This window comes from Paraburkholderia phytofirmans PsJN (assembly GCF_000020125.1).
Lineage (GTDB): Bacteria > Pseudomonadota > Gammaproteobacteria > Burkholderiales > Burkholderiaceae > Paraburkholderia > Paraburkholderia phytofirmans.
This window is the reverse complement of record NC_010681.1, coordinates 3,930,705-3,948,743: the sequence shown is the minus strand read 5'-3', so window position 1 is coordinate 3,948,743 and position 18,039 is coordinate 3,930,705. Positions and strand designations below refer to the sequence as shown.

Genomic DNA, 18,039 nt, shown 5'->3' with positions numbered 1-18,039 from the left:
TAATTGCCGCCGATGAAGCCGATCCGCTACACCATCGTTCCCAAGCAACCCGCCGCCCACCTGTTCGAAGTCACCGTGACCGTCGCCGATCCCGATCCGGCCGGCCAGCGTTTCATGCTGCCGGTGTGGATTCCGGGCAGCTACATGGTGCGCGAGTTCGCGCGCAACATCGTCACGCTGCGCGCCTTCAACGACGCGGGCCGCAAGGTGCGTGTCGAAAAGACCGACAAGCACACATGGCAAGCCGCGCCGGTCAAGGGCGCGCTGACGCTGCGCTACGAGGTCTATGCATGGGATCTGTCGGTGCGCGCGGCGCATCTCGACGATACGACGGGCTTTTTCAACGGCACGAGCGTGTTTCTCTCGCCGCTCGGTCACGAAGAGGCGCAGTGCGTGGTCGACATTCAGAAGCCCGAGGGCGCGGCGTATCGCAACTGGCGTGTCGCGACCGCGTTGCCGGAAGCGCGTGGTACGAAGCGGTATGGCTTCGGCGAGTATCGCGCGCAGAACTACGACGAACTGATCGATCATCCGGTCACACTCGGCGAATTCGCACTAGCGACGTTCAAGGCGCATGGCGTGCCGCACGACATCGTGATCGCCGGGCGCGTGGTTGGCCTGGACATGGCGCGTCTGTCCGCCGACCTGAAGCGCATTTGCGAAGCGCAGATCGCGTTGTTCGAGCCGAAGTCGAAGAAGGCGCCGGTTGATCGCTACGTGTTCATGACCCAAGCCGTCACCGATGGTTATGGCGGCCTCGAACACCGCGCTTCGACCGCGCTGATCTGCAATCGCGGCGATCTGCCGGTGGAAGGCCGCGAGGCGCTTACCGAAGGCTATCGAACCTACCTCGGCCTGTGCAGCCACGAATATTTCCACACCTGGAACGTGAAGCGCATCAAGCCGGCGGTGTTCGCGCCGTACGATCTGAGCGTCGAAAACTACACGTCGCTGCTGTGGCTGTTCGAGGGCTTCACCTCTTACTACGACGACCTGATCCTCGTGCGCAGCGGCCTGATCTCGCAGGACGACTATTTCGGCATGCTCGGCAAGGTGATCGGCGGCGTGCAGCGCGGTAGCGGGCGTCTCAAGCAGACCGTCGCCGAAAGCTCGTTCGACGCGTGGGTCAAGTACTACCGGCAGGACGAGAACGCGCCGAATGCGATCGTCAGCTATTACACCAAGGGCTCGCTCGTCGCGCTCGCGTTCGATCTGACGATCCGCGCGCAAACCAATAACCGCAAATCCCTCGACGACGTGATGCGTTTGCTGTGGCAGCGCTTTGGCCGCGATTTTTATCGTGGCAAACCGGTCGGCGTCGACGAAAACGAGATCGAGGCGCTTTTCGCGGAAGCGACCGGCGCGAAGCTGGCCGAGCTGTTTGCCGAAGCCGTGCACGGCACGCGCGATCTGCCGCTCGACACGCTGCTTGCGCCGTTCGGTGTCGACATCGCGCCCGAATTGGACAAAAACGGCAAGCCGTCGCTCGGCGCGCGTGTGCGCGGCGGCGCGGATTGCACGCTGGCGGCGGTTCATGACGGCAGCGCCGCGCAAAAAGCCGGACTCTCGGCCGGCGACGTGCTGATCGCGCTCGACGGCCTGCGCGTAACCGGCTCGAATCTTGACGGGCTGCTCGCGCGCTATCAGCCTGGCGCGAAAGTCGAGGTACACGCGTTCCGCCGCGACGAGCTGCGCACCACGCAAGTCAAGCTGGATGGGCCCGAGGTGGCACGCTACAAGCTCACCGCCAGCGACAAGCGGCCCGCCGCGCGCAAGGCGCGTGAGCGCTGGCTGGCGAGCTGATCGTCGTCCGGGCCGTCTCCAATGGACGGCCCGGACGGGCGGATTGTTCTATCAGTGCAACAATCCGTCGCCGCCGGATGGCTTGTTCCGGATGCGGCAAAAAAACACAATGGCTCCATTCGCGCAACACTGCGCGCCCCAACTGGAGTCAACCATGACCACGATCCTGCAAATCAATTCGGCAGCCCGTTCGCAAGGCGCAAACTCGACGCTGCTCGTCAACGAACTGACCGCCAAGCTGCAACAATCGAATCCGGGCGCGCAAGTCGTCGTCCGTAATCTGCAAGCTGAGCCGCTGCCCCACCTGGACGACGCCGTCCTCGGCGCGTTCTTCACGCCGGCCGACCAACGCACCGCCGAGCAAGCCGCGATCGCCGCGCGCAGCGAAGCGCTGATCGCCGAACTGCAAGCTGCCGACATCGTCGTGATCGGCGCGCCGATGTACAACTTCGGCATCTCGTCGCAACTGAAGACGTACTTCGACTTCATCGCCCGTGCCGGCATTACGTTCGCGTACACGGCGAATGGTCCGGAAGGTCTCGTGAAGGGCAAGAAGGTTTACGTCGTGTCGGCACGCGGCGGCAAGTATCTGGGCACGCCGAACGACAGCCAGACGCCGTACCTGAAGAGCTTCCTCGGCTTCCTCGGCATGACCGACGTGAACTTCATCTACGCTGAAGGCCTGAACATGGGCCCGGACGCTGCGGGTGCCGCGCTGGCTTCGGCGCGTGAAGTGATCGCTGCTGCGTAATCTGGCTGCGCCGCTTGAATGCGGTGAATAGCCTGCCGGAATGAAAAACGCCGCGGATCTTTGAGTCCGTGGCGTTTTTGTTTTGTGGCGTGGCTGTGTGACGCTTGGCTGCCTATCGCCGTCGGTTCTTACGCGAGCATTTGCGCTTCGTCGGGCAAACGCCAGTCGATCGGTTCACGGCCATGCTGCGCGAGATAGTCGTTGGCCTTTGCGAAATGCCCGCAACCGAGAAAACCGCGATGCGCCGACAGCGGCGACGGATGCGGCGCTTCCAGCACGCAATGCGACTTGCCGCCGAGCAGCGCGCGCTTGGCTTGCGCATGCGCGCCCCATAGCATGAACACCAGGCCGTCATGGCGCATGGCCAGTTCATGGATCAGCGTGTCGGTGCATTTTTCCCAGCCGCGTTTCGCGTGGCTGGCGGCCGAGTCACGCTCGACGGTCAGCACCGTATTCAGCAGCAGCACGCCTTGCTTCGCCCATGTGTCGAGACAGCCGTGACGCGGCGTCTCGTGGCCGAGGCTGGCGGCGATCTCCTTGAAAATATTGCGCAGCGACGGCGGCGTGCGCACGTTCGGCGCTACGGAGAATGCGAGTCCGTGCGCTTGCGGTGTGCCGCGGTCTTCGCCGTGGTACGGGTCCTGGCCGAGGATGACGACTTTGACGTCATCGGGACTGGTCAGACGCAGCGCGCGGAACACGTCGGCGGGATAGACGGTTTTGCCGGCGGCGCGTTCGCCATCGACGAAACGGCAGAGCGGCGCGTAGGCGTCGCTTTCGATGAACGGTTTGAGATGCGTGCGCCATGCGGGCGGCAGGGCATCGAATTGCGCTTCGAGCGTCGGCGGCGGCGCACTCGCGCCGGATTGCTGCGGCTGGGTGGTCGTCATGACAGCCTTGGCTGCTGTGGGTGTGGCGTCGCCGAACAGCGAAGCTTGCGACGAACTGGAGCGGGTGCGGGAAGCGGAGGTCATGGCGGGGAAGTGTCGCAGCAAACGCGGCGTTGCTCAAGGTGTGGTCGGTCGCTTGTCGCGTTTGCCGGGTCGCTTTACCGCGCCTCAGTCAACGCGCAACTTGTAACCTCGCTGCGCCTTGCTGATGTTGTCTGGCGCGAGGCCGGGTATCTGTTTGCCGAGTTCCGCTGCGAGCGTGTGAAGCGCGGCTTCGTCGCCGGACTTCAGTTCGAGCTCGACTTCCGAGATCGGCGCGCGGCGCGTTTCGCCGTCGACCTCGGCGAACACGTCGCCTTGATCGATGGCCGCTTCGATGTCCGAGCCGTCTACTTCGACATGCCACAGCGTCCGGGTGAAATTCGTGCGGAACAGTTCTGTCAGCTCAGGCGCGGCTTGACGCAACGCGTCTGCGGCGGACGGCTCGTCGCAGTCGCGCAGCAACGCGTCGATCTCCAGTTTTTCGCCGGCTACCGGCATTTCCCATTCATGCCGGCTGTGCAAACCATTGTTGGCGTTGCCCACCGTCTTGAAGGTTTGCAGCCAGCCGTCCGGCGTCTGCCGCAAACGCAAGGCGCTTTTCGAACCCGCCAGCGCCAACGCTGGCGTGTCGAAGTAAATATTCACCAGCTTGATCGGACGACCCTGCGCGCCGGTGCGCGCGACGAACCAACGCGTCGCCGCTTCCACCTGCGCGGGCGGCAGCGCCAATTTGATTTCGCGTTCCATGCCCATGATCTGCTCCGCTACGTGCGTCGCGTGCCGCGTCTTGACACTGTGCTCAGAAAAACATCCGGGCAAGCTCCACGCCCGGCTCGTTCGCGCGCATGAACGCCTCGCCGACGAGGAACGTGTGCACGTCCATCGCACGCAGGCGCTCCACATCGGCGCGCGACAGAATGCCCGACTCCGTGACGACGATGCGGTCGTCCGGAATCGCTTCGAGCATGCCGATCGTCGTTTCGATCGAGGTCTCGAAGGTGCGCAGATTGCGGTTGTTGATGCCGATCAACGGCGTTTTCAGTGTGAGCGATTCCATCAGCTCGTCGTGATCGTGCACTTCGACCAGCACGGCGAGACCGAGCGAATGCGCGAGCGCTTCCAGGTCCTGCATCTGCGACGTTTCGAGCGCGGCGGCGATCAGCAGGATCGCGTCGGCGCCCATCGCGCGCGCTTCGACGATCTGGTACGGGTCGACGATGAAGTCCTTGCGCAGCACCGGCAAATTGCAGGCCGCACGCGCTTCCTCCAGATACGCGACACTGCCCTGGAAGAATTGCACGTCGGTGAGCACGGACAGGCAGGCCGCGCCGTGCTTTTCGTACGAACGCGCGATCTCGGCCGGCACGAAGTGCTCGCGCAACACGCCTTTCGACGGGCTCGCTTTCTTGACTTCGGAGATGACGGCGGCGAGGCCTGCCGTGTGTTTCGCGCGCAATGCGCCGACGAAGTCGCGAATGTCGCGCGACGACGCTTCGAGGCGCAGCTCTTCGAGCGGCGCGCTCTGTTCGGCCGCGCGGACTTCTTCGCGTTTGACCGCGATGATACGGTCGAGGATGTCGCTCATAAGTGTCTCGCTACGTTGATGGCTACTTGATCAGTGCTTGAATTGCTGGGTAAAGCGAACGAGTTCGTCCACCTTGGCTCGTGCCTTGCCGCTCGCGATCGCTTCGCGCGCCAACTGAATGCCGTCCGCGATCGACGAAGCCACGTTCGCCGAATACAAGGCGGTGCCCGCGTTCAGCGTGACGATTTCGCGGGCGACGCCAGGCTTGTTGTCGAGCGCGTCGAGCAGCATCGCTTTGGATTCGGTGGCGTCGGCCACTTTCAGCGTGCGGTTCGACACCATCTGCATGCCGAAGTCTTCCGGATGAATCTCGTACTCGTGGATCTGGCCGTCGCGCAACTCGCCGACCTGCGTCGCCGCGCCGAGCGAGACTTCGTCCATGCCGTCCATACCGTACACCACTAGCACGTGCTTCGCGCCGAGACGTTGCATCACGCGCACCTGAATGCCGACGAGGTCGCCGTGGAACACGCCCATCAATTGATTCGGTGCGCCGGCCGGATTGGTCAGCGGCCCGAGAATATTGAAGATGGTCCGCACGCCGAGTTCGCGGCGAACCGGCGCAATGTTCTTCATGGCCGGATGATGGTTCGGCGCGAACATGAAGCCCATGCCGGTTTCCGCAATCGACGCCGCCACCTGTTCCGGCTGCAGATCGATATTCACGCCGAGCGCTTCGAGCACGTCCGCGCTGCCCGACTTGCTCGATACGCCGCGGCCACCGTGTTTCGCGACCTTGGCGCCGGCCGCGGCCGAAACGAACATGGTTGCCGTGGAAATGTTGAAGGTGTGCGAGCCGTCGCCGCCGGTGCCGACGATATCGACGAAGTTCGAGTTGTCCTGCACCTCGACGTGCCGGGCAAACTCGCGCATCACCGTGGCGGCGGCGGTGATTTCGCCGATGGTCTCTTTTTTGACACGCAAGCCGGTGATGATCGCGGCCGCCATCACGGGCGAGAGTTCGCCGCGCATGATGAGCCGCATCAAATGCAGCATTTCGTCGTGGAAAATCTCGCGGTGCTCGATGGTCCGTTGCAGCGCTTCCTGGGGCGTAATCGTCATGATGTCGTCTCTCTTCATCAAGCGTTGCGATTGGACGTTTGCGCGCCGGCGAGCTTCGACTGCTTCACGAAGTTTTCGAGCAGCGCGTGGCCGTGTTCGGACAGGATCGACTCAGGGTGGAACTGCACGCCTTCGACGGCCAGCTCCTTGTGACGCACGCCCATGATCTCGCCGTCTTCGGTCCACGCGGACACTTCGAGGCAGTCGGGCAGCGATTCGCGTTCGATCGCGAGCGAGTGATAGCGGGTCACCACGAAGTGTTTCGGCAGGTCGGCGAACACGCCTTTGCAGTCGGTTTCGATCGTGCTGACCTTGCCGTGCATGATGGTTTGCGCACGCACCACGCGCCCGCCGAAGGCTTCGCCGATGGCCTGATGGCCGAGGCACACGCCGAGAATCGGCGTCTTGCCGCTGAATTCGCGCAGCACGTCGAGCGTGATGCCGGCGTGTTGCGGGTTGCTCGGACCGGGCGACAGGCAGATGCGCTCCGGGTTGAGCTTCGCAATTTCGTCCAGCGTGATTTCGTCGTTCCGATAGGTGCGCACGTCTTCGCCGAGTTCGCCGAAGTACTGCACCAGGTTGTAGGTGAACGAGTCGTAGTTGTCGATCATGAGCAGCATGGTGTGTCTCCGGTCAGAAGTCGCTATCGAGGCCGTCTTGAACTTGCTCGGCGGCGCGCAACACAGCGCGCGCCTTGTTCTCGGTCTCTTGCCATTCGGATTCCGGCACCGAATCCGCGACTACACCCGCTGCCGCCTGCACATACAGATTGCCGTTCGCGATCACGCCGGTGCGGATCGTGATGGCCAGATCCATTTCACCGGTGAACGACAGGTAGCCGACCGCACCGCCGTACAGGCCGCGCTTGATGGGCTCCAGTTCGTCGATCAGTTCCATTGCGCGGACCTTCGGCGCGCCGGACAGCGTGCCGGCCGGGAAGGTGGCGCGCAGCACGTCGAAATTGGTGGTGCCGGGTTTCAGCTTGCCTTCGACCGAACTCACGATGTGCTGCACATGCGAGTACTTTTCGATCACCATCTTGTCGGTGACGACCACCGAGCCGATCTGCGCGATGCGGCCCACGTCGTTGCGCGCGAGGTCGATCAGCATGACGTGTTCGGCGATTTCCTTCGGATCGTTCAGCAGTTCGGTCGCGAGTTCGGCGTCGCGTTCCGGCGTATTGCCACGCGGACGCGTGCCGGCGAGCGGCCGGATCGTGACGATGCGATCTTCGCCGCGCTTTTCCTGGCGCACCAGAATTTCCGGCGACGCGCCCACCACGTGGAAGTCTCCGAAATTGTAGTAGTACATATACGGCGACGGATTCAGCGAGCGCAGCGCGCGGTACAGCGAAAGCGGATTGTCGCGGTACGGCTTGGTCAGGCGCTGGCCAACCTGCACCTGCATCAGTTCGCCGGCGGCGATATATTCCTTCGCCTTGCGCACGGCCGCCAGGTAATCGTCTTTGGCGAACTCGCGGTAGGTCTCGGTGCGCACGCTGGCTGACGTGACCGGCGGTTGCACGGTCGTGCGCAAGCGCTGACGCAGTTCACGCAGACGCTGCTTGGCTTTCGTGTACGCCTCGGGTTGCGTCGGGTCGGAATACACGACCAGATAGAGCTTGCCCGCGAGGTTGTCGATCACCGCGACCTCTTCAGTCAGCAGCAGCTGGATGTCGGGCAGATTCAGATCGTCTTTCGGCGCCGTGTGCGCAAGCTTTTTCTCGATGTAGCGCACCGCGTCGTAGCCGAAATAGCCGGCCAGTCCGCCCGCGAAGCGCGGCAAGCCGGGGCGCTGCGCCACTTTGAAGCGGCCCTGGAATTGCTGGATGAATTCGAGCGGGTCGCCCTCGTGCGTTTCGACGACCTTGCCGTCGCGCACTACTTCCGACACGCCGTTGCGGGTGCGCAGCAGCGTGCGCGCCGGCAGGCCGATAAACGAATAGCGGCCGAACCGTTCGCCGCCCACCACCGACTCCAGCAGGAACGAGTTGGCGCCGTTGCGCTCGCTCTGCGCGAGTTTCAGGTATAGCGAGAGCGGCGTTTCGAGGTCGGCGAGCGCTTCGGCGATCAGCGGAATGCGGTTGAAGCCCTCATTGGCGAGGGACTGGAATTCGAGTTCGGTCATGTTCCGATCCTGTACGGTGATCCGGCGGCAGCGTGCGTCGGACAAAGCGGGTCATTGCGCGGCCGGTCAGGCGTTCGTTCGACGTATCGACAGATGATACCGACCGGCGCGAGTTTCCCATCGACGCGTGCAAGGGATTTCAGCGCACAACGGTACTTTGCGGGTACACGCAGGCCGAATCAACCGATGCAGCGAAACAAGATGATGGAAAAAACGCGTGAGCGCAGCGAAGTAAAAAACGGTTGCCGAAGACGAGCTTCAGCGTACCTCAGGCGAGGTTAGCGCGACCAGCGACGCCAGGGCCAGGCTCCCCGGTCGATGCTAATCAGACTCCGTTTTTTATTCAGAAACATGAGGATGAAGGACTTTTCAGGTCGTGGATTGGTGCGCTGCGATCGCCTTGGCGGCGTCGAGCAGCGAGCCAACTATACCATCGGATTTTATTGTTTGTATAGCTTGGCCGTGGTTGTAGCCGTAGGGCACCGTGAGCGTCGCCATGCCGGCCGCACGGCCCGCCAGCGCGTCGTTTTCCGAATCGCCGATGGCAACCGTGGCCTGCGGCTTCACGCCCAACTGCGCCGCCGCGGTGAGCATGGGCAGCGGATCCGGCTTCTTTTTCGCCAGACTGTCGCCGCCGATCACGACGCTGAAATACTGGGCAAGCCCATACTGCTGCAGCAATTCCACCGCGAACCGATGCGGCTTGTTGGTCACGCAGGCGAGCTTGAGGCCGGCGTCGCGCATGGCGATCAGGCCGGCTTCGACATCGGGATAGAGCCGCGTGTGCGTGCCGTTGATCTTCGCGTACTCCTCCTGATAGATCGCGAGCGCTTCGTCGAAGCGGTCTTGCGCGCGTTCCGTTTCGAAGCGCGGCGCCAGCACGCTGCGGATCAGATGCTCCGAACCCTTGCCGACATAACCGACCACTTCTTCGCGCGACGTTTCTTCCGCGTCGAGTTGCGCGAGCATGCCGTTCAGGCCGGCGGTGAAATCGTCGGCGGTATCGATCATCGTGCCGTCGAGGTCGATGATCGCGGCTTGCAGGCGTGGGCCGGTGAAAGTCGGGGTGGGGAACGGAGCGGTCATTGTGCGTCGATTCTTTAGTGCTGGATGTTGGCGAGTGCCGCGCGCATCTTCTCGATCACGACCTTGTGATCCGGCTGGCCGAAGATCGCAGAGCCGGCCACGAAGGTGTCCGCACCGGCCGCCGCGATTTCGGCGATGTTGTCGACCTTCACGCCGCCGTCCACTTCCAGATGAATCTCGCGGCCGGTGCGTTCCTTGTATTCGTTGATGCGCTTGCGTGCTTCGCGCAGCTTGACGAGCGCCTCGGGAATGAACGACTGGCCGCCGAAGCCCGGATTCACCGACATGATCAGCACGAGATCGACCTTGTCCATCACGTAGTCCAGATGACTCAGCGAGGTGGCCGGGTTGAACACGAGGCCGGCCTTGCAGCCGTGGTCACGGATCAGCGACAGCGTGCGGTCGATATGGTCCGAGCCTTCCGGGTGAAAGCTGATCAGATTCGCGCCGGCCTTGGCGAAGTCGGGCACGATGCGGTCGACCGGGCGCACCATCAGATGCACGTCGATCGGCACGTCGACGTGCGGGCGGATCGCCTCGCAGACGAGCGGGCCGATGGTCAGGTTCGGCACGTAATGGTTGTCCATCACGTCGAAGTGAATCCAGTCGGCGCCGGCGGCGACGACGTTGCGGACTTCTTCCCCAAGGCGGGCGAAGTCGGCTGACAGAATGCTTGGAGCGATGCGGAATTGCGTCATGGCGGGGGCGGAGGCAAGCGGGGAAAGCGCCATTTTACCGTTTTGTGCGCGGGCGTTCCGGTTCGGGGGCGCTTTCGGGCGTGAACCTTCGTTCAGGCGGCGAATGTGACAAAACGCCTTAGTGGCCCTTGGCCAAAGGGATTTGTCCGGTTGCGGGCGTGGCGCGCATCAAGCAGAATGCCAAAACCATCAGCGCCGTATCGCCAATGCGCCCGCAAACCATTGGCGTTCGGGCTTTCCCGCGATTTTTCACACCCCGTTTCAGCAGACCGGAATCAGGATGAGCCAGTACGAATTCAGCGTCTCGGCGCAGGTGCAATATCTGCCCGAAGAGTCGGACCCGGAGCGCCGCCAGTATGCATTCGCATACACGCTGACTATCCGTAACACAGGCCAGGTGCCCGCGCAATTGATCGCGCGTCATTGGGTGATCACCGACAGCGACAAGAGCGTGCAGGAAGTGAAGGGCCTTGGCGTGGTCGGACATCAGCCGTTGCTCAAGCCGGGTGAGCATTTCGAGTACACGAGTTGGGCGGTGATCGCCACGCCGGTCGGTACCATGCGCGGCGAGTACTTCTGCGTGGCCGAGGACGGCGAGCGTTTCGACGCGCCAGTGCCGGAGTTCATCCTGCGCATGCCGCGTACGTTGCATTGAACCGAGGGCGCGGCCCGCGGTCTTTAAGAAGCTCAACGCGCGGTCGAACGCGCAGCTTTACTGCGATTTTTGCTGCTTCTGTTGTTCACTTGCGTTGGCGCGCGCCGCTTTCTTCTTGCCGGACGACGTCCATACAACGATAAAGACGAGCAGGAAGAGTGCGAGGAGCGATTCCAGCGCGAAGATGAGCATTGGGTATTCGTCGAACAGATCAGACATGGCGGTTTCCATCAAGAACGAACATTGTATGCGTTTTGTCCGCACGGCCGGAGCATGGCTCGGAGCGCTTTCGGTTGCGGTGATGCTGGCGTCCTGCGGCGGCGGCGGCGCGGTCCGGCCCTCGGTTTCGCCACCCACGGGTGCGGCGATCGTACCTGGACAGATTGCCGCGACGCGGCTGACCGCCGTTGCCTGGCAGCAGGTGCCGGGTTGGCAGGACGACTCGTTGATCGGCGCGACGGCCGCGTTGCGGCAAAACTGCGCGAGGCTCGCGCGTCAGCCGAACTGGGCGCGCGCCTGTGCCGCGGCCTCGCAAATCGACGACCTCGACGTCACCAGTGCGCGGGCTTTTTTTGAAGCCTATTTCACGCCTTTCCAACTGGCGAATACCGACGGCACGCTCGACGGGTTAGTCACCGGTTACTACGAGCCGTTGCTGCGTGGTTCGCGCACTCGGCACGGCGTGTATCAGACCGCGTTGTATCGCTGGCCGGCGAGTTATCGCGCGGGCGCGCCGCTGCCGGCGCGTGCGCAACTTGAGCGCGCGGGTGTGCTCAACGGTAACGAACTCGTGTGGGTCGACGATCCTATCGAAGCGTTCTTCCTGCAAGTGCAGGGCTCCGGGCGCATCGTGATGGAAGACGGCAGCGTGATGCGCCTCGGCTTTGGCGGGACTAACAACCAGCCGTACAAGTCGATCGGACGCTGGCTGCTGGACCGCGGCGAACTCACGCCCGCGCAGGCGACCATGCAGGGCATCAAGGCGTGGGCGCGCGCGAACCCGACGCGCGTCGATGCGCTGCTCGATACGAATCCGCGCTTCGTGTTCTTCCGCGAGATGCCGTCCGGCGAGAGCGCGCCGAGCGGTGGCGCGGACGGCCCGATCGGCGCGTTGGGTGTGCCGTTGACGCCGGAGCGGTCGATCGCGGTCGATCCGACTTCGATTCCACTCGGTACGCCGGTGTTCTTGCAGACCACGCGTCCGTTGACGAATTCGCCGATGAATCGCCTCGTCTTCGCGCAGGACACGGGTTCCGCGATTAAAGGCGGCGTGCGCGCCGATTATTTCTGGGGCCTCGGCGACGACGCCGGCGATCTGGCCGGCAAGATGAAGCAGGGCGGCCGGATGTGGTTGTTACTGCCGAATTCTTGAGGTTCGGTGGTGGACGTTACGTTTAGCGCCGCCGCTATTTCCGGTTGATGCGATCGGTAAGCGGCGAGCGGGGCCGAGCTGCTTATTGGTTCGCTGCACATTGTTTCTGGCGTGGCTGGTCAATTCGGTCGCGCGCGCAAACGGATGCGACGCATGCGTCGTTTAGGGAGCTATTCGTTAGAGCCCCAACTTACGCTTGTCCACCACGCGCCGCGCCTTGCCTACCGAACGCTCGATCCCATTCACAGCCAGCACATTCACCACGGCGCTCACGCCGATCAGCGCCTTGATGTCATAGGCCAGCGCCTGCTTGGCCGTGCTCAACGCGGCTGTATCCGGTGCCGATTCCGGGCAAGGTTCGACGTTCAACGTCAACACGTCGAGCGGGCCTTCCTTGGTCAGCACGATCTGATAGTGCGGCGCGAGCGCACGCTGCTTGAGCAGCAGTTCTTCGATCTGCGTCGGGAACACGTTCACGCCGCGCACGATCATCATGTCGTCCGAGCGGCCGGTGATCTTTTCCATCCGCCGCATGGTGCGGGCGCTGCCCGGCAGCAGGCGCGTCAGGTCGCGCGTGCGGTAACGGACGATCGGCAGCGCTTCTTTGGTCAGCGACGTGAACACCAGTTCGCCGAGCTCGCCGTCCGGCAACACCTCACCGGTTTCGGGATCGATGATCTCGGGATAGAAGTGATCTTCCCAGATGGTCGGGCCGTCTTTCGTTTCCACGCACTCCGACGCCACACCCGGACCCATCACTTCGGACAGACCGTAGATGTCGACAGCATCGATGCCCATGCGCTTTTCGATCGCCTGACGCATGTCGTTGGTCCACGGTTCCGCGCCGAAGATGCCGATGCGCAGCGAACAATTGGCCGGGTCGACGCCTTGCCGCTCGAGTTCGTCCGCGATCGAGAGCATGTAGCTCGGCGTCACCATGATGATGTCGGGCCGGAAGTCCTGGATCAGTTGCACCTGCTTTTCAGTCTGGCCGCCGCCGAACGGGATCACGGTCAGCCCCGCGCGCTCGGCGCCGTAGTGCGCGCCGAGACCGCCCGTGAACAGACCGTAACCGTAACTGATATGAACCTTGTCGCCGCGCTTCGCGCCGGCGGCGCGGACGGAACGCGCGACGAGATTCGCCCACGTGTCGATGTCGCGCGCCGTGTAGCCGACCACGGTCGGTTTACCGGTTGTACCGGACGACGCGTGAATTCGTGAAATCTGTTCCTGCGGCACGGCGAACATCCCGAACGGGTAGCTGTCGCGCAAATCCTTCTTGGTGGTGAAGGGGAAGCGCGCCAGGTCCGCAAGGGTTTTCACTTCACTCGGATGGACACCGGCTTCATCGAATTTGTGCCGATAAACCGGCGAGTTTTCATAAGCGTGGTTCAACGACCATTTAAGCCGTTCAAGTTGAAGCGCGGCAAGTTCGTCGCGGCTGGCGGTCTCGATCGGATCGAGCGGAAGGGCGGTGGTCATCGAATGTCTCCTTGCTGCCTCAATGCTTGGGTCTGATGTACGTGCGCTTGCGCGTAAAAAACCGGGGGCTGGCTGTTGTTTAACGGTGCGGCGGCGAAGAACCGCCGACGAACCGAAAATCTGTCATGGTTTGCTGCGAGGTTGCGGTTATCAATCGCCTGTGGGAACCAGCTTGCCTTTGATTTGCGCCGATTTGCCGCGAAACATCGCGACGGTTTCTTCAGCACGGTTCGTCACGCGAATGTCGTAGATGCCGGTTCGGCCACTCAGCGTTTGCTCGACGGCTTCCGCCGTCAATACGTCGCCGCCTTTCACAGGCCGCAGAAACTCGATTGAGCAGCCGGCCGCAACGGTGTTGATGTTGTACGTGTTGCAGGCGAATGCGAATGTCGAATCCGCGAGCGTGAATATCAGACCTCCGTGGCAAATCTGATGGCCGTTCAGAAAGTCGGCGCGTACGGCCATGCGCAGGCGCGCGTATCCGGGGCGTACTTCGACAATTTCCAGGCCGAGCGCGCGGCTGCACGCGTCGTTCTCGTACATCGCGGCAGCAGTGGCGCGGGCGAGCTCGTCGGGCGTCATCTGATCGGGATGATTGGCTTGCGTGGACATGTTCAACGGCCCTCAAAGCGCGGTGCGCGCTTTTCAACGAAGGCTTGCACGCCTTCCGCGTAATCGTGGGAAGCCCCCAGTTCGCGTTGCAAATCGCGTTCGAGGTCGAGTTGCTGGTCGAGCGTTTGCGTCGCGCCCGCACGCATGGCTCGCTTGATGGCGGCGATGGCGCGCGTGGGTTGTTGCGCAAGTTGGGCCGCGAGTTTCGCCGCGGTTTCGGCAAGCTCCGCGTCGTCGACTGCTTGCCAAATCAAGCCCCAGCTTTCGGCTTTTTCCGCGCTGAGTTTGTCGCCGGTGATGGCGAGTCCTAGCGCGCGAGCCATGCCAACACGCTGCGGCAGGAACCATGTGCCGCCCGAGTCCGGCACCAGGCCGATCTTCACGAACGCCTGAATGAAGCTGGCGGAGCGAGCCGCGAGCACGAGGTCGCACGCGAGCGCGAGATTGGCCCCTGCGCCGGCGGCCGTACCGTTCACCGCGGCGATGACGGGAAGCGGCAATGCTTGCAGGCGGCGAATCAGCGGATTGAAATGTTGCTCGATCAGTTCACCCAGATCGGTCATGGCGCCAGGGGTGAAGTCGAGGTCGGCGAGGTCCTGGCCGGCGCAAAAGCCGCGGCCCGCGCCGGTAAGCACGAGCGCGCGTGCGCCGGATGTTTCGACCTGATCGAGCGCGGCGCTCAGTTCCTGATGCATCGCGCGCGTGAAGCTGTTGAGCTTGTCCGGCCGGTTTAGCGTGATGGTTGCGACATGGCTCGATGCGTCGATGTCCAGGCGAATCGCTTCATATGACATTGGGTGTCTCCTCAAAGTCTCTTTGACCGGTGGGCGCTGCGGCGCTGATATCAGAGCCGCTCGATGACCAGTGCAATGCCCTGGCCCACGCCAATGCACATCGTGCAAAGCGCAAAGCGGCCGTTGGTCCGCTCCAATTGGTACAGCGCGGTCGTGATCAGACGCGCGCCCGAAGCACCCAGCGGATGGCCGAGTGCAATGGCTCCGCCGTTCGGGTTGACGCGCGGGTCGTCGTCGCGCAAACCGAGCGTACGCAGAACAGCGAGACCTTGCGATGCGAAGGCTTCGTTCAACTCGATCACATCGAGTTGTTCGAGCGTCATGCCGAGTTGCTTCAACAGTTTTTGCGTGGCCGGCGCCGGACCGATACCCATGATGCGCGGCTCGACTCCCGCCGTTGCCATGCCCACCACGCGGGCACGGCGGCGCAGGCCGTATTGATCGGCCGCCTGCTGGTTGGCTAGCAACAGCGCGCACGCGCCGTCGTTCACGCCCGACGCATTGCCGGCCGTCACGCTGCCGTCCGGGCGAACCACGCCTTTAAGCTTGCCCAAACTTTCGAGCGACGTTTCGCGCGGGTGCTCATCGAGCAGCGCGCGCACGGGGTCGCCCTTTTTCTGCGCGATTTCGACGCCGACAATCTCTTGGGCCAGCGTGCCATCCTGCTGGGCGCGAGCGGCCTTTTGCTGGCTCGCCAGCGCGAACGCGTCCTGATCCGCGCGGCTGACGCTGAATTCGGCAGCGACGTTTTCCGCGGTTTCAGGCATCGAATCGACGCCATACTGGCGTTTCATCAGCGGGTTGATGAAGCGCCAGCCGATGGTCGTGTCGTAGATATCAGCCTGGCGCGCGAACGCACTAGTCGCCTTGCCCATGACAAACGGCGCGCGTGTCATGCTTTCGACGCCGCCGGCGATCATCAGGCGCGCCTCGCCCGCCTTGATCGCGCGCGCGGCGGTGCCGACCGCGTCCATACCCGAGCCGCACAAGCGGTTGATGGTTGAGCCGGGCGCCTCAACAGGCAAGCCGGCCAGCAACGCCGACATACGGGCGACGTTGCGATTGTCTTCGCCGGCCTGATTCGCGCAGCCATAAATGACATCGTCTACAGTGCGCCAGTCGACGCCAGGATTGCGTTCGATCAGCGCCTTGATCGGCACCGCGCCGAGGTCGTCGGCGCGGACATCCTTGAGTGCGCCGCCATAGCGGCCAATTGGAGTGCGAATCGCATCGCAAATGAAGGCGTCGTTCATATGGATTCCTGCAGGGGGCGGACCGGCGTGAGGTGCCGATCCGATGTCTCATGTTAGTTGGGGTGCACTGCCCGGTCCATTCGGCCAAACGGCATAGGACGAAGCCGTGCTTTGTCTTATGCCATTCAGCCAGCTACCGCCGGCGCCGCTTTCGGTTCAACATGAACGCGGCTTTGAACTACGCGGAAGCGATTCGCGACGAAGGCGGCGTCAGCCAACGCGGCATTGGCCGCTGGGTTTGCACCCGTGCCGTGGAAGTCCGAGAACGCTGCCGACTGATTGACGAACACACCGCCGGTCAGATTGATCGACAAGGCCACGCCGCCGCGGATCGACGCTTCGTGCGCATCGTCGAGCACCGCTTCGTCCGTGCTGTACACCGAAAGCGTTAGCGCGCCGTGCTCGGAGGCGATTGCACCGGCGAGATCCAGCGACTGCGCGGTCGAGTCCGTTGCGATCACGAATGAGATCGGGCCGAACCACTCTTTGGTGAACTGCGCATGGTCGGTGGCGGCATCCAGTTGGAGCACGAGCGGCGTGCGTACGCGGGCGCCGGCGAAAGCGGGATGTTCGAGCGTCAAGCTTTCGACGAGAACGCGGCCGAGCTTTGCGGCTTCGTCGATGCGTTGAGTCACGCCTTCGTTCTGAATCGCGCCGAGCAGTTCGACAGCGCGAGCCGGGTCGGCGACGAGTTTTTGCACAGCGCCGGCAATGGCTTGGGCAACTTCGTCAAAACTGAGCGTGCCTTCTGCAGTGCGGATGCCGCCGCGCGGCACGTAGATGTTTTGCGGCGCGGTGCACATCTGGCCCGAGTACAGCGCGAGCGAGAAGGCAACGTTGCGGGCCGCGGCCTTGATGTCGTCGACCGAGTCGATCACGATTTGGTTCACGCCGGCTTTTTCGGTATAGACCTGAGCTTGGTGCGCATTACGCTCGAGCCACGTGCCGTTTTGCGTGCTGCCCGTGAAGTCGATGAGTTTGATTTCGGGGCGCAGGGCCAGGTCCTGGACGAGTGCGCCGTCGTTCGGCTCGGTAGCCAGCAAGGTGACGACGTTCGGATCGAAACCCGCTTCGCGCAAAACGTCGCGCGCGATTCGTACAGTTAGCGCCAGCGGCAAAATTGCGCCCGGATGCGGCTTGACGATGACCGTGTTGCCCGTGGCCAGATCGGCGAAGAGGCCCGGATAACCGTTCCATGTGGGGAAGGTGCAGCAGCCGAGCACGAGGCCGGTGCCGCGCGGCACGACGGTGTAACGCTTGTGCATGGCGAGCGGCGGATTCTTGCCTTGCGGTTTTTCCCAATGGGTGTCGCCGGGAATGCGGCGCAATTGGTCCCACGCATACACGACAGCTTCGAGCGCGCGGTCTTGTGCGTGCGGGCCGCCGGCCTGGAAGGCCATCATGAATGCCTGGCCGGTCGTGTGCATCACGCTGTAGCCAATTTCGAAGCTGGCGCGATTCACGCGGGCAAGGATTTCGAGGCACACGCCGATCCATGCCTGCGGTCCTGCCGCGCGCCAGTCGCGTTGGGCAGCCGCGGCAGCCGCGATCAGGGCGGCGGGTTCGGCCTTCGGGTAGCGCACGCCGAGCGGGAATCCGAACGGTGAGACTTCGGCGCCGACGGTTTCGCCCGTCGAGGGCTGGTCTAGTTGGAACGTCGCGTTGAGATGCGCTTTGAATGCGGCTTCGCCGTCCGCGTTAGCCGTTTCCCCGTACACTTTCGGACTGGGCATTTCGACGAACGGGCTCCAGTAGCCGCGTGTTTCAACTGCGGTGAGTGCCTTTTGCAGCGTGTCTTCGTGCTTGGTGAATAGCGGATGTGTCATG

18 protein-coding genes are annotated in these 18,039 nt (G+C 63.1%); 4 read left to right on the top strand and 14 right to left on the bottom strand.

The window, feature by feature from the left end:
* Positions 1–12 precede the first annotated feature (12 nt).
* Together BPHYT_RS17425 and BPHYT_RS17420 are read left to right on the top strand one after the other, a co-directional pair.
* Complete coding sequence (locus BPHYT_RS17425) at positions 13–1,803, top strand: M61 family metallopeptidase (RefSeq protein WP_012434454.1); 1,791 nt, start codon at positions 13–15, stop codon at positions 1,801–1,803.
* A 154-nt stretch (positions 1,804–1,957) separates the two neighbouring features.
* Positions 1,958–2,554 (top strand): FMN-dependent NADH-azoreductase, encoded by a 597-nt coding sequence (locus BPHYT_RS17420; protein WP_012434453.1) that lies wholly within the window; start codon positions 1,958–1,960, stop codon positions 2,552–2,554.
* Between the two features lie 128 nt (positions 2,555–2,682).
* Here BPHYT_RS17420 and BPHYT_RS17415 read toward each other — a convergent pair whose 3' ends face one another.
* The 8 genes from BPHYT_RS17415 to rpe all read right to left on the bottom strand — a co-directional run bounded on the left by BPHYT_RS17415 (position 2,683) and on the right by rpe (position 10,044).
* On the bottom strand, positions 2,683–3,528 hold the full coding sequence (locus tag BPHYT_RS17415) for a uracil-DNA glycosylase (protein WP_041758595.1): 846 nt from the start codon (positions 3,526–3,528) through the stop codon (positions 2,683–2,685).
* Positions 3,529–3,612: 84 nt separating this feature from the next.
* Complete coding sequence (locus tag BPHYT_RS17410; RefSeq protein WP_012434451.1) at positions 3,613–4,239, bottom strand: CYTH domain-containing protein; 627 nt, start codon at positions 4,237–4,239, stop codon at positions 3,613–3,615.
* Positions 4,240–4,285: 46 nt separating this feature from the next.
* Positions 4,286–5,071, bottom strand: coding sequence for an indole-3-glycerol phosphate synthase TrpC (gene trpC / locus BPHYT_RS17405; RefSeq protein WP_012434450.1), 786 nt, complete (start codon positions 5,069–5,071; stop codon positions 4,286–4,288).
* Positions 5,072–5,101: 30 nt separating this feature from the next.
* Positions 5,102–6,133 carry an anthranilate phosphoribosyltransferase gene (gene trpD, locus BPHYT_RS17400; protein ID WP_041759042.1) on the bottom strand — a complete coding sequence of 344 codons (1,032 nt, stop codon included), beginning with the start codon at positions 6,131–6,133 and terminating at the stop codon, positions 5,102–5,104.
* 17 nt (positions 6,134–6,150) lie between these two features.
* Positions 6,151–6,753, bottom strand: coding sequence for an aminodeoxychorismate/anthranilate synthase component II (locus BPHYT_RS17395; protein WP_012434448.1), 603 nt, complete (start codon positions 6,751–6,753; stop codon positions 6,151–6,153).
* A 13-nt stretch (positions 6,754–6,766) separates the two neighbouring features.
* The gene (gene trpE / locus BPHYT_RS17390) at positions 6,767–8,260 is read right to left on the bottom strand and encodes an anthranilate synthase component I (RefSeq protein ID WP_012434447.1); all 1,494 of its coding nucleotides are present in this window, start codon (positions 8,258–8,260) and stop codon (positions 6,767–6,769) included.
* Positions 8,261–8,629: 369 nt separating this feature from the next.
* Positions 8,630–9,346: a phosphoglycolate phosphatase gene (locus BPHYT_RS17385; protein WP_012434446.1), complete on the bottom strand. Its 717-nt coding sequence runs from the start codon at positions 9,344–9,346 to the stop codon at positions 8,630–8,632.
* A 14-nt stretch (positions 9,347–9,360) separates the two neighbouring features.
* Positions 9,361–10,044, bottom strand: coding sequence for a ribulose-phosphate 3-epimerase (gene rpe / locus BPHYT_RS17380; protein ID WP_041758592.1), 684 nt, complete (start codon positions 10,042–10,044; stop codon positions 9,361–9,363).
* A 280-nt stretch (positions 10,045–10,324) separates the two neighbouring features.
* Between rpe and apaG the strand changes: the two genes are divergently transcribed.
* On the top strand, positions 10,325–10,699 hold the full coding sequence (gene apaG / locus BPHYT_RS17375; protein WP_012434444.1) for a Co2+/Mg2+ efflux protein ApaG: 375 nt from the start codon (positions 10,325–10,327) through the stop codon (positions 10,697–10,699).
* A gap of 57 nt (positions 10,700–10,756) precedes the next feature.
* Here apaG and BPHYT_RS38710 read toward each other — a convergent pair whose 3' ends face one another.
* Complete coding sequence (locus BPHYT_RS38710) at positions 10,757–10,918, bottom strand: hypothetical protein (protein ID WP_012434443.1); 162 nt, start codon at positions 10,916–10,918, stop codon at positions 10,757–10,759.
* A gap of 28 nt (positions 10,919–10,946) precedes the next feature.
* On the opposite strand from BPHYT_RS38710, the gene mltA reads away from it, so the two are divergent.
* Entirely contained in the window at positions 10,947–12,071 is a 1,125-nt protein-coding gene (gene mltA, locus BPHYT_RS17365) for a murein transglycosylase A (protein WP_012434442.1), read from the top strand.
* Positions 12,072–12,248: 177 nt separating this feature from the next.
* On the opposite strand, the gene paaK is transcribed toward mltA, so the two are convergent.
* The 5 genes from paaK to paaN form a co-directional block, all read right to left on the bottom strand.
* Complete coding sequence (paaK, locus tag BPHYT_RS17360) at positions 12,249–13,553, bottom strand: phenylacetate--CoA ligase PaaK (protein ID WP_012434441.1); 1,305 nt, start codon at positions 13,551–13,553, stop codon at positions 12,249–12,251.
* Positions 13,554–13,703: 150 nt separating this feature from the next.
* On the bottom strand, positions 13,704–14,165 hold the full coding sequence (gene paaI / locus BPHYT_RS17355) for a hydroxyphenylacetyl-CoA thioesterase PaaI (RefSeq protein WP_012434440.1): 462 nt from the start codon (positions 14,163–14,165) through the stop codon (positions 13,704–13,706).
* Between the two features lie 2 nt (positions 14,166–14,167).
* On the bottom strand, positions 14,168–14,959 hold the full coding sequence (gene paaG / locus BPHYT_RS17350) for a 2-(1,2-epoxy-1,2-dihydrophenyl)acetyl-CoA isomerase PaaG (protein ID WP_012434439.1): 792 nt from the start codon (positions 14,957–14,959) through the stop codon (positions 14,168–14,170).
* A 50-nt stretch (positions 14,960–15,009) separates the two neighbouring features.
* Entirely contained in the window at positions 15,010–16,212 is a 1,203-nt protein-coding gene (gene pcaF, locus BPHYT_RS17345) for a 3-oxoadipyl-CoA thiolase (RefSeq protein ID WP_012434438.1), read from the bottom strand.
* 125 nt (positions 16,213–16,337) lie between these two features.
* Positions 16,338–18,038 carry a phenylacetic acid degradation protein PaaN gene (paaN, locus tag BPHYT_RS17340; protein ID WP_012434437.1) on the bottom strand — a complete coding sequence of 567 codons (1,701 nt, stop codon included), beginning with the start codon at positions 18,036–18,038 and terminating at the stop codon, positions 16,338–16,340.
* Between the last annotated feature and the right edge of the window lies 1 nt (position 18,039).

Excerpts from the sequence above, each read along its gene's own strand:
- rpe (WP_041758592.1), bottom strand. The coding sequence starts at position 10,044 with ATGACGCAATTCCGCATCGCTCCAAGCATTCTGTCAGCCGACTTCGCC.
- trpE (WP_012434447.1), bottom strand. The coding sequence starts at position 8,260 with ATGACCGAACTCGAATTCCAGTCCCTCGCCAATGAGGGCTTCAACCGC.
- BPHYT_RS17415 (WP_041758595.1), bottom strand. The coding sequence starts at position 3,528 with ATGACCTCCGCTTCCCGCACCCGCTCCAGTTCGTCGCAAGCTTCGCTG.
- paaG (WP_012434439.1), bottom strand. The coding sequence starts at position 14,959 with ATGTCATATGAAGCGATTCGCCTGGACATCGACGCATCGAGCCATGTC.
- paaN (WP_012434437.1), bottom strand. The coding sequence starts at position 18,038 with ATGACACATCCGCTATTCACCAAGCACGAAGACACGCTGCAAAAGGCA.
- BPHYT_RS17410 (WP_012434451.1), bottom strand. The coding sequence starts at position 4,239 with ATGGGCATGGAACGCGAAATCAAATTGGCGCTGCCGCCCGCGCAGGTG.
- BPHYT_RS17385 (WP_012434446.1), bottom strand. The coding sequence starts at position 9,346 with ATGACCGCTCCGTTCCCCACCCCGACTTTCACCGGCCCACGCCTGCAA.
- paaK (WP_012434441.1), bottom strand. The coding sequence starts at position 13,553 with ATGACCACCGCCCTTCCGCTCGATCCGATCGAGACCGCCAGCCGCGAC.
- trpD (WP_041759042.1), bottom strand. The coding sequence starts at position 6,133 with ATGACGATTACGCCCCAGGAAGCGCTGCAACGGACCATCGAGCACCGC.
- mltA (WP_012434442.1), top strand. The coding sequence starts at position 10,947 with ATGCGTTTTGTCCGCACGGCCGGAGCATGGCTCGGAGCGCTTTCGGTT.
- BPHYT_RS17395 (WP_012434448.1), bottom strand. The coding sequence starts at position 6,753 with ATGCTGCTCATGATCGACAACTACGACTCGTTCACCTACAACCTGGTG.
- BPHYT_RS38710 (WP_012434443.1), bottom strand. The coding sequence starts at position 10,918 with ATGTCTGATCTGTTCGACGAATACCCAATGCTCATCTTCGCGCTGGAA.
- BPHYT_RS17420 (WP_012434453.1), top strand. The coding sequence starts at position 1,958 with ATGACCACGATCCTGCAAATCAATTCGGCAGCCCGTTCGCAAGGCGCA.
- paaI (WP_012434440.1), bottom strand. The coding sequence starts at position 14,165 with ATGTCCACGCAAGCCAATCATCCCGATCAGATGACGCCCGACGAGCTC.
- trpC (WP_012434450.1), bottom strand. The coding sequence starts at position 5,071 with ATGAGCGACATCCTCGACCGTATCATCGCGGTCAAACGCGAAGAAGTC.
- BPHYT_RS17425 (WP_012434454.1), top strand. The coding sequence starts at position 13 with ATGAAGCCGATCCGCTACACCATCGTTCCCAAGCAACCCGCCGCCCAC.
- pcaF (WP_012434438.1), bottom strand. The coding sequence starts at position 16,212 with ATGAACGACGCCTTCATTTGCGATGCGATTCGCACTCCAATTGGCCGC.
- apaG (WP_012434444.1), top strand. The coding sequence starts at position 10,325 with ATGAGCCAGTACGAATTCAGCGTCTCGGCGCAGGTGCAATATCTGCCC.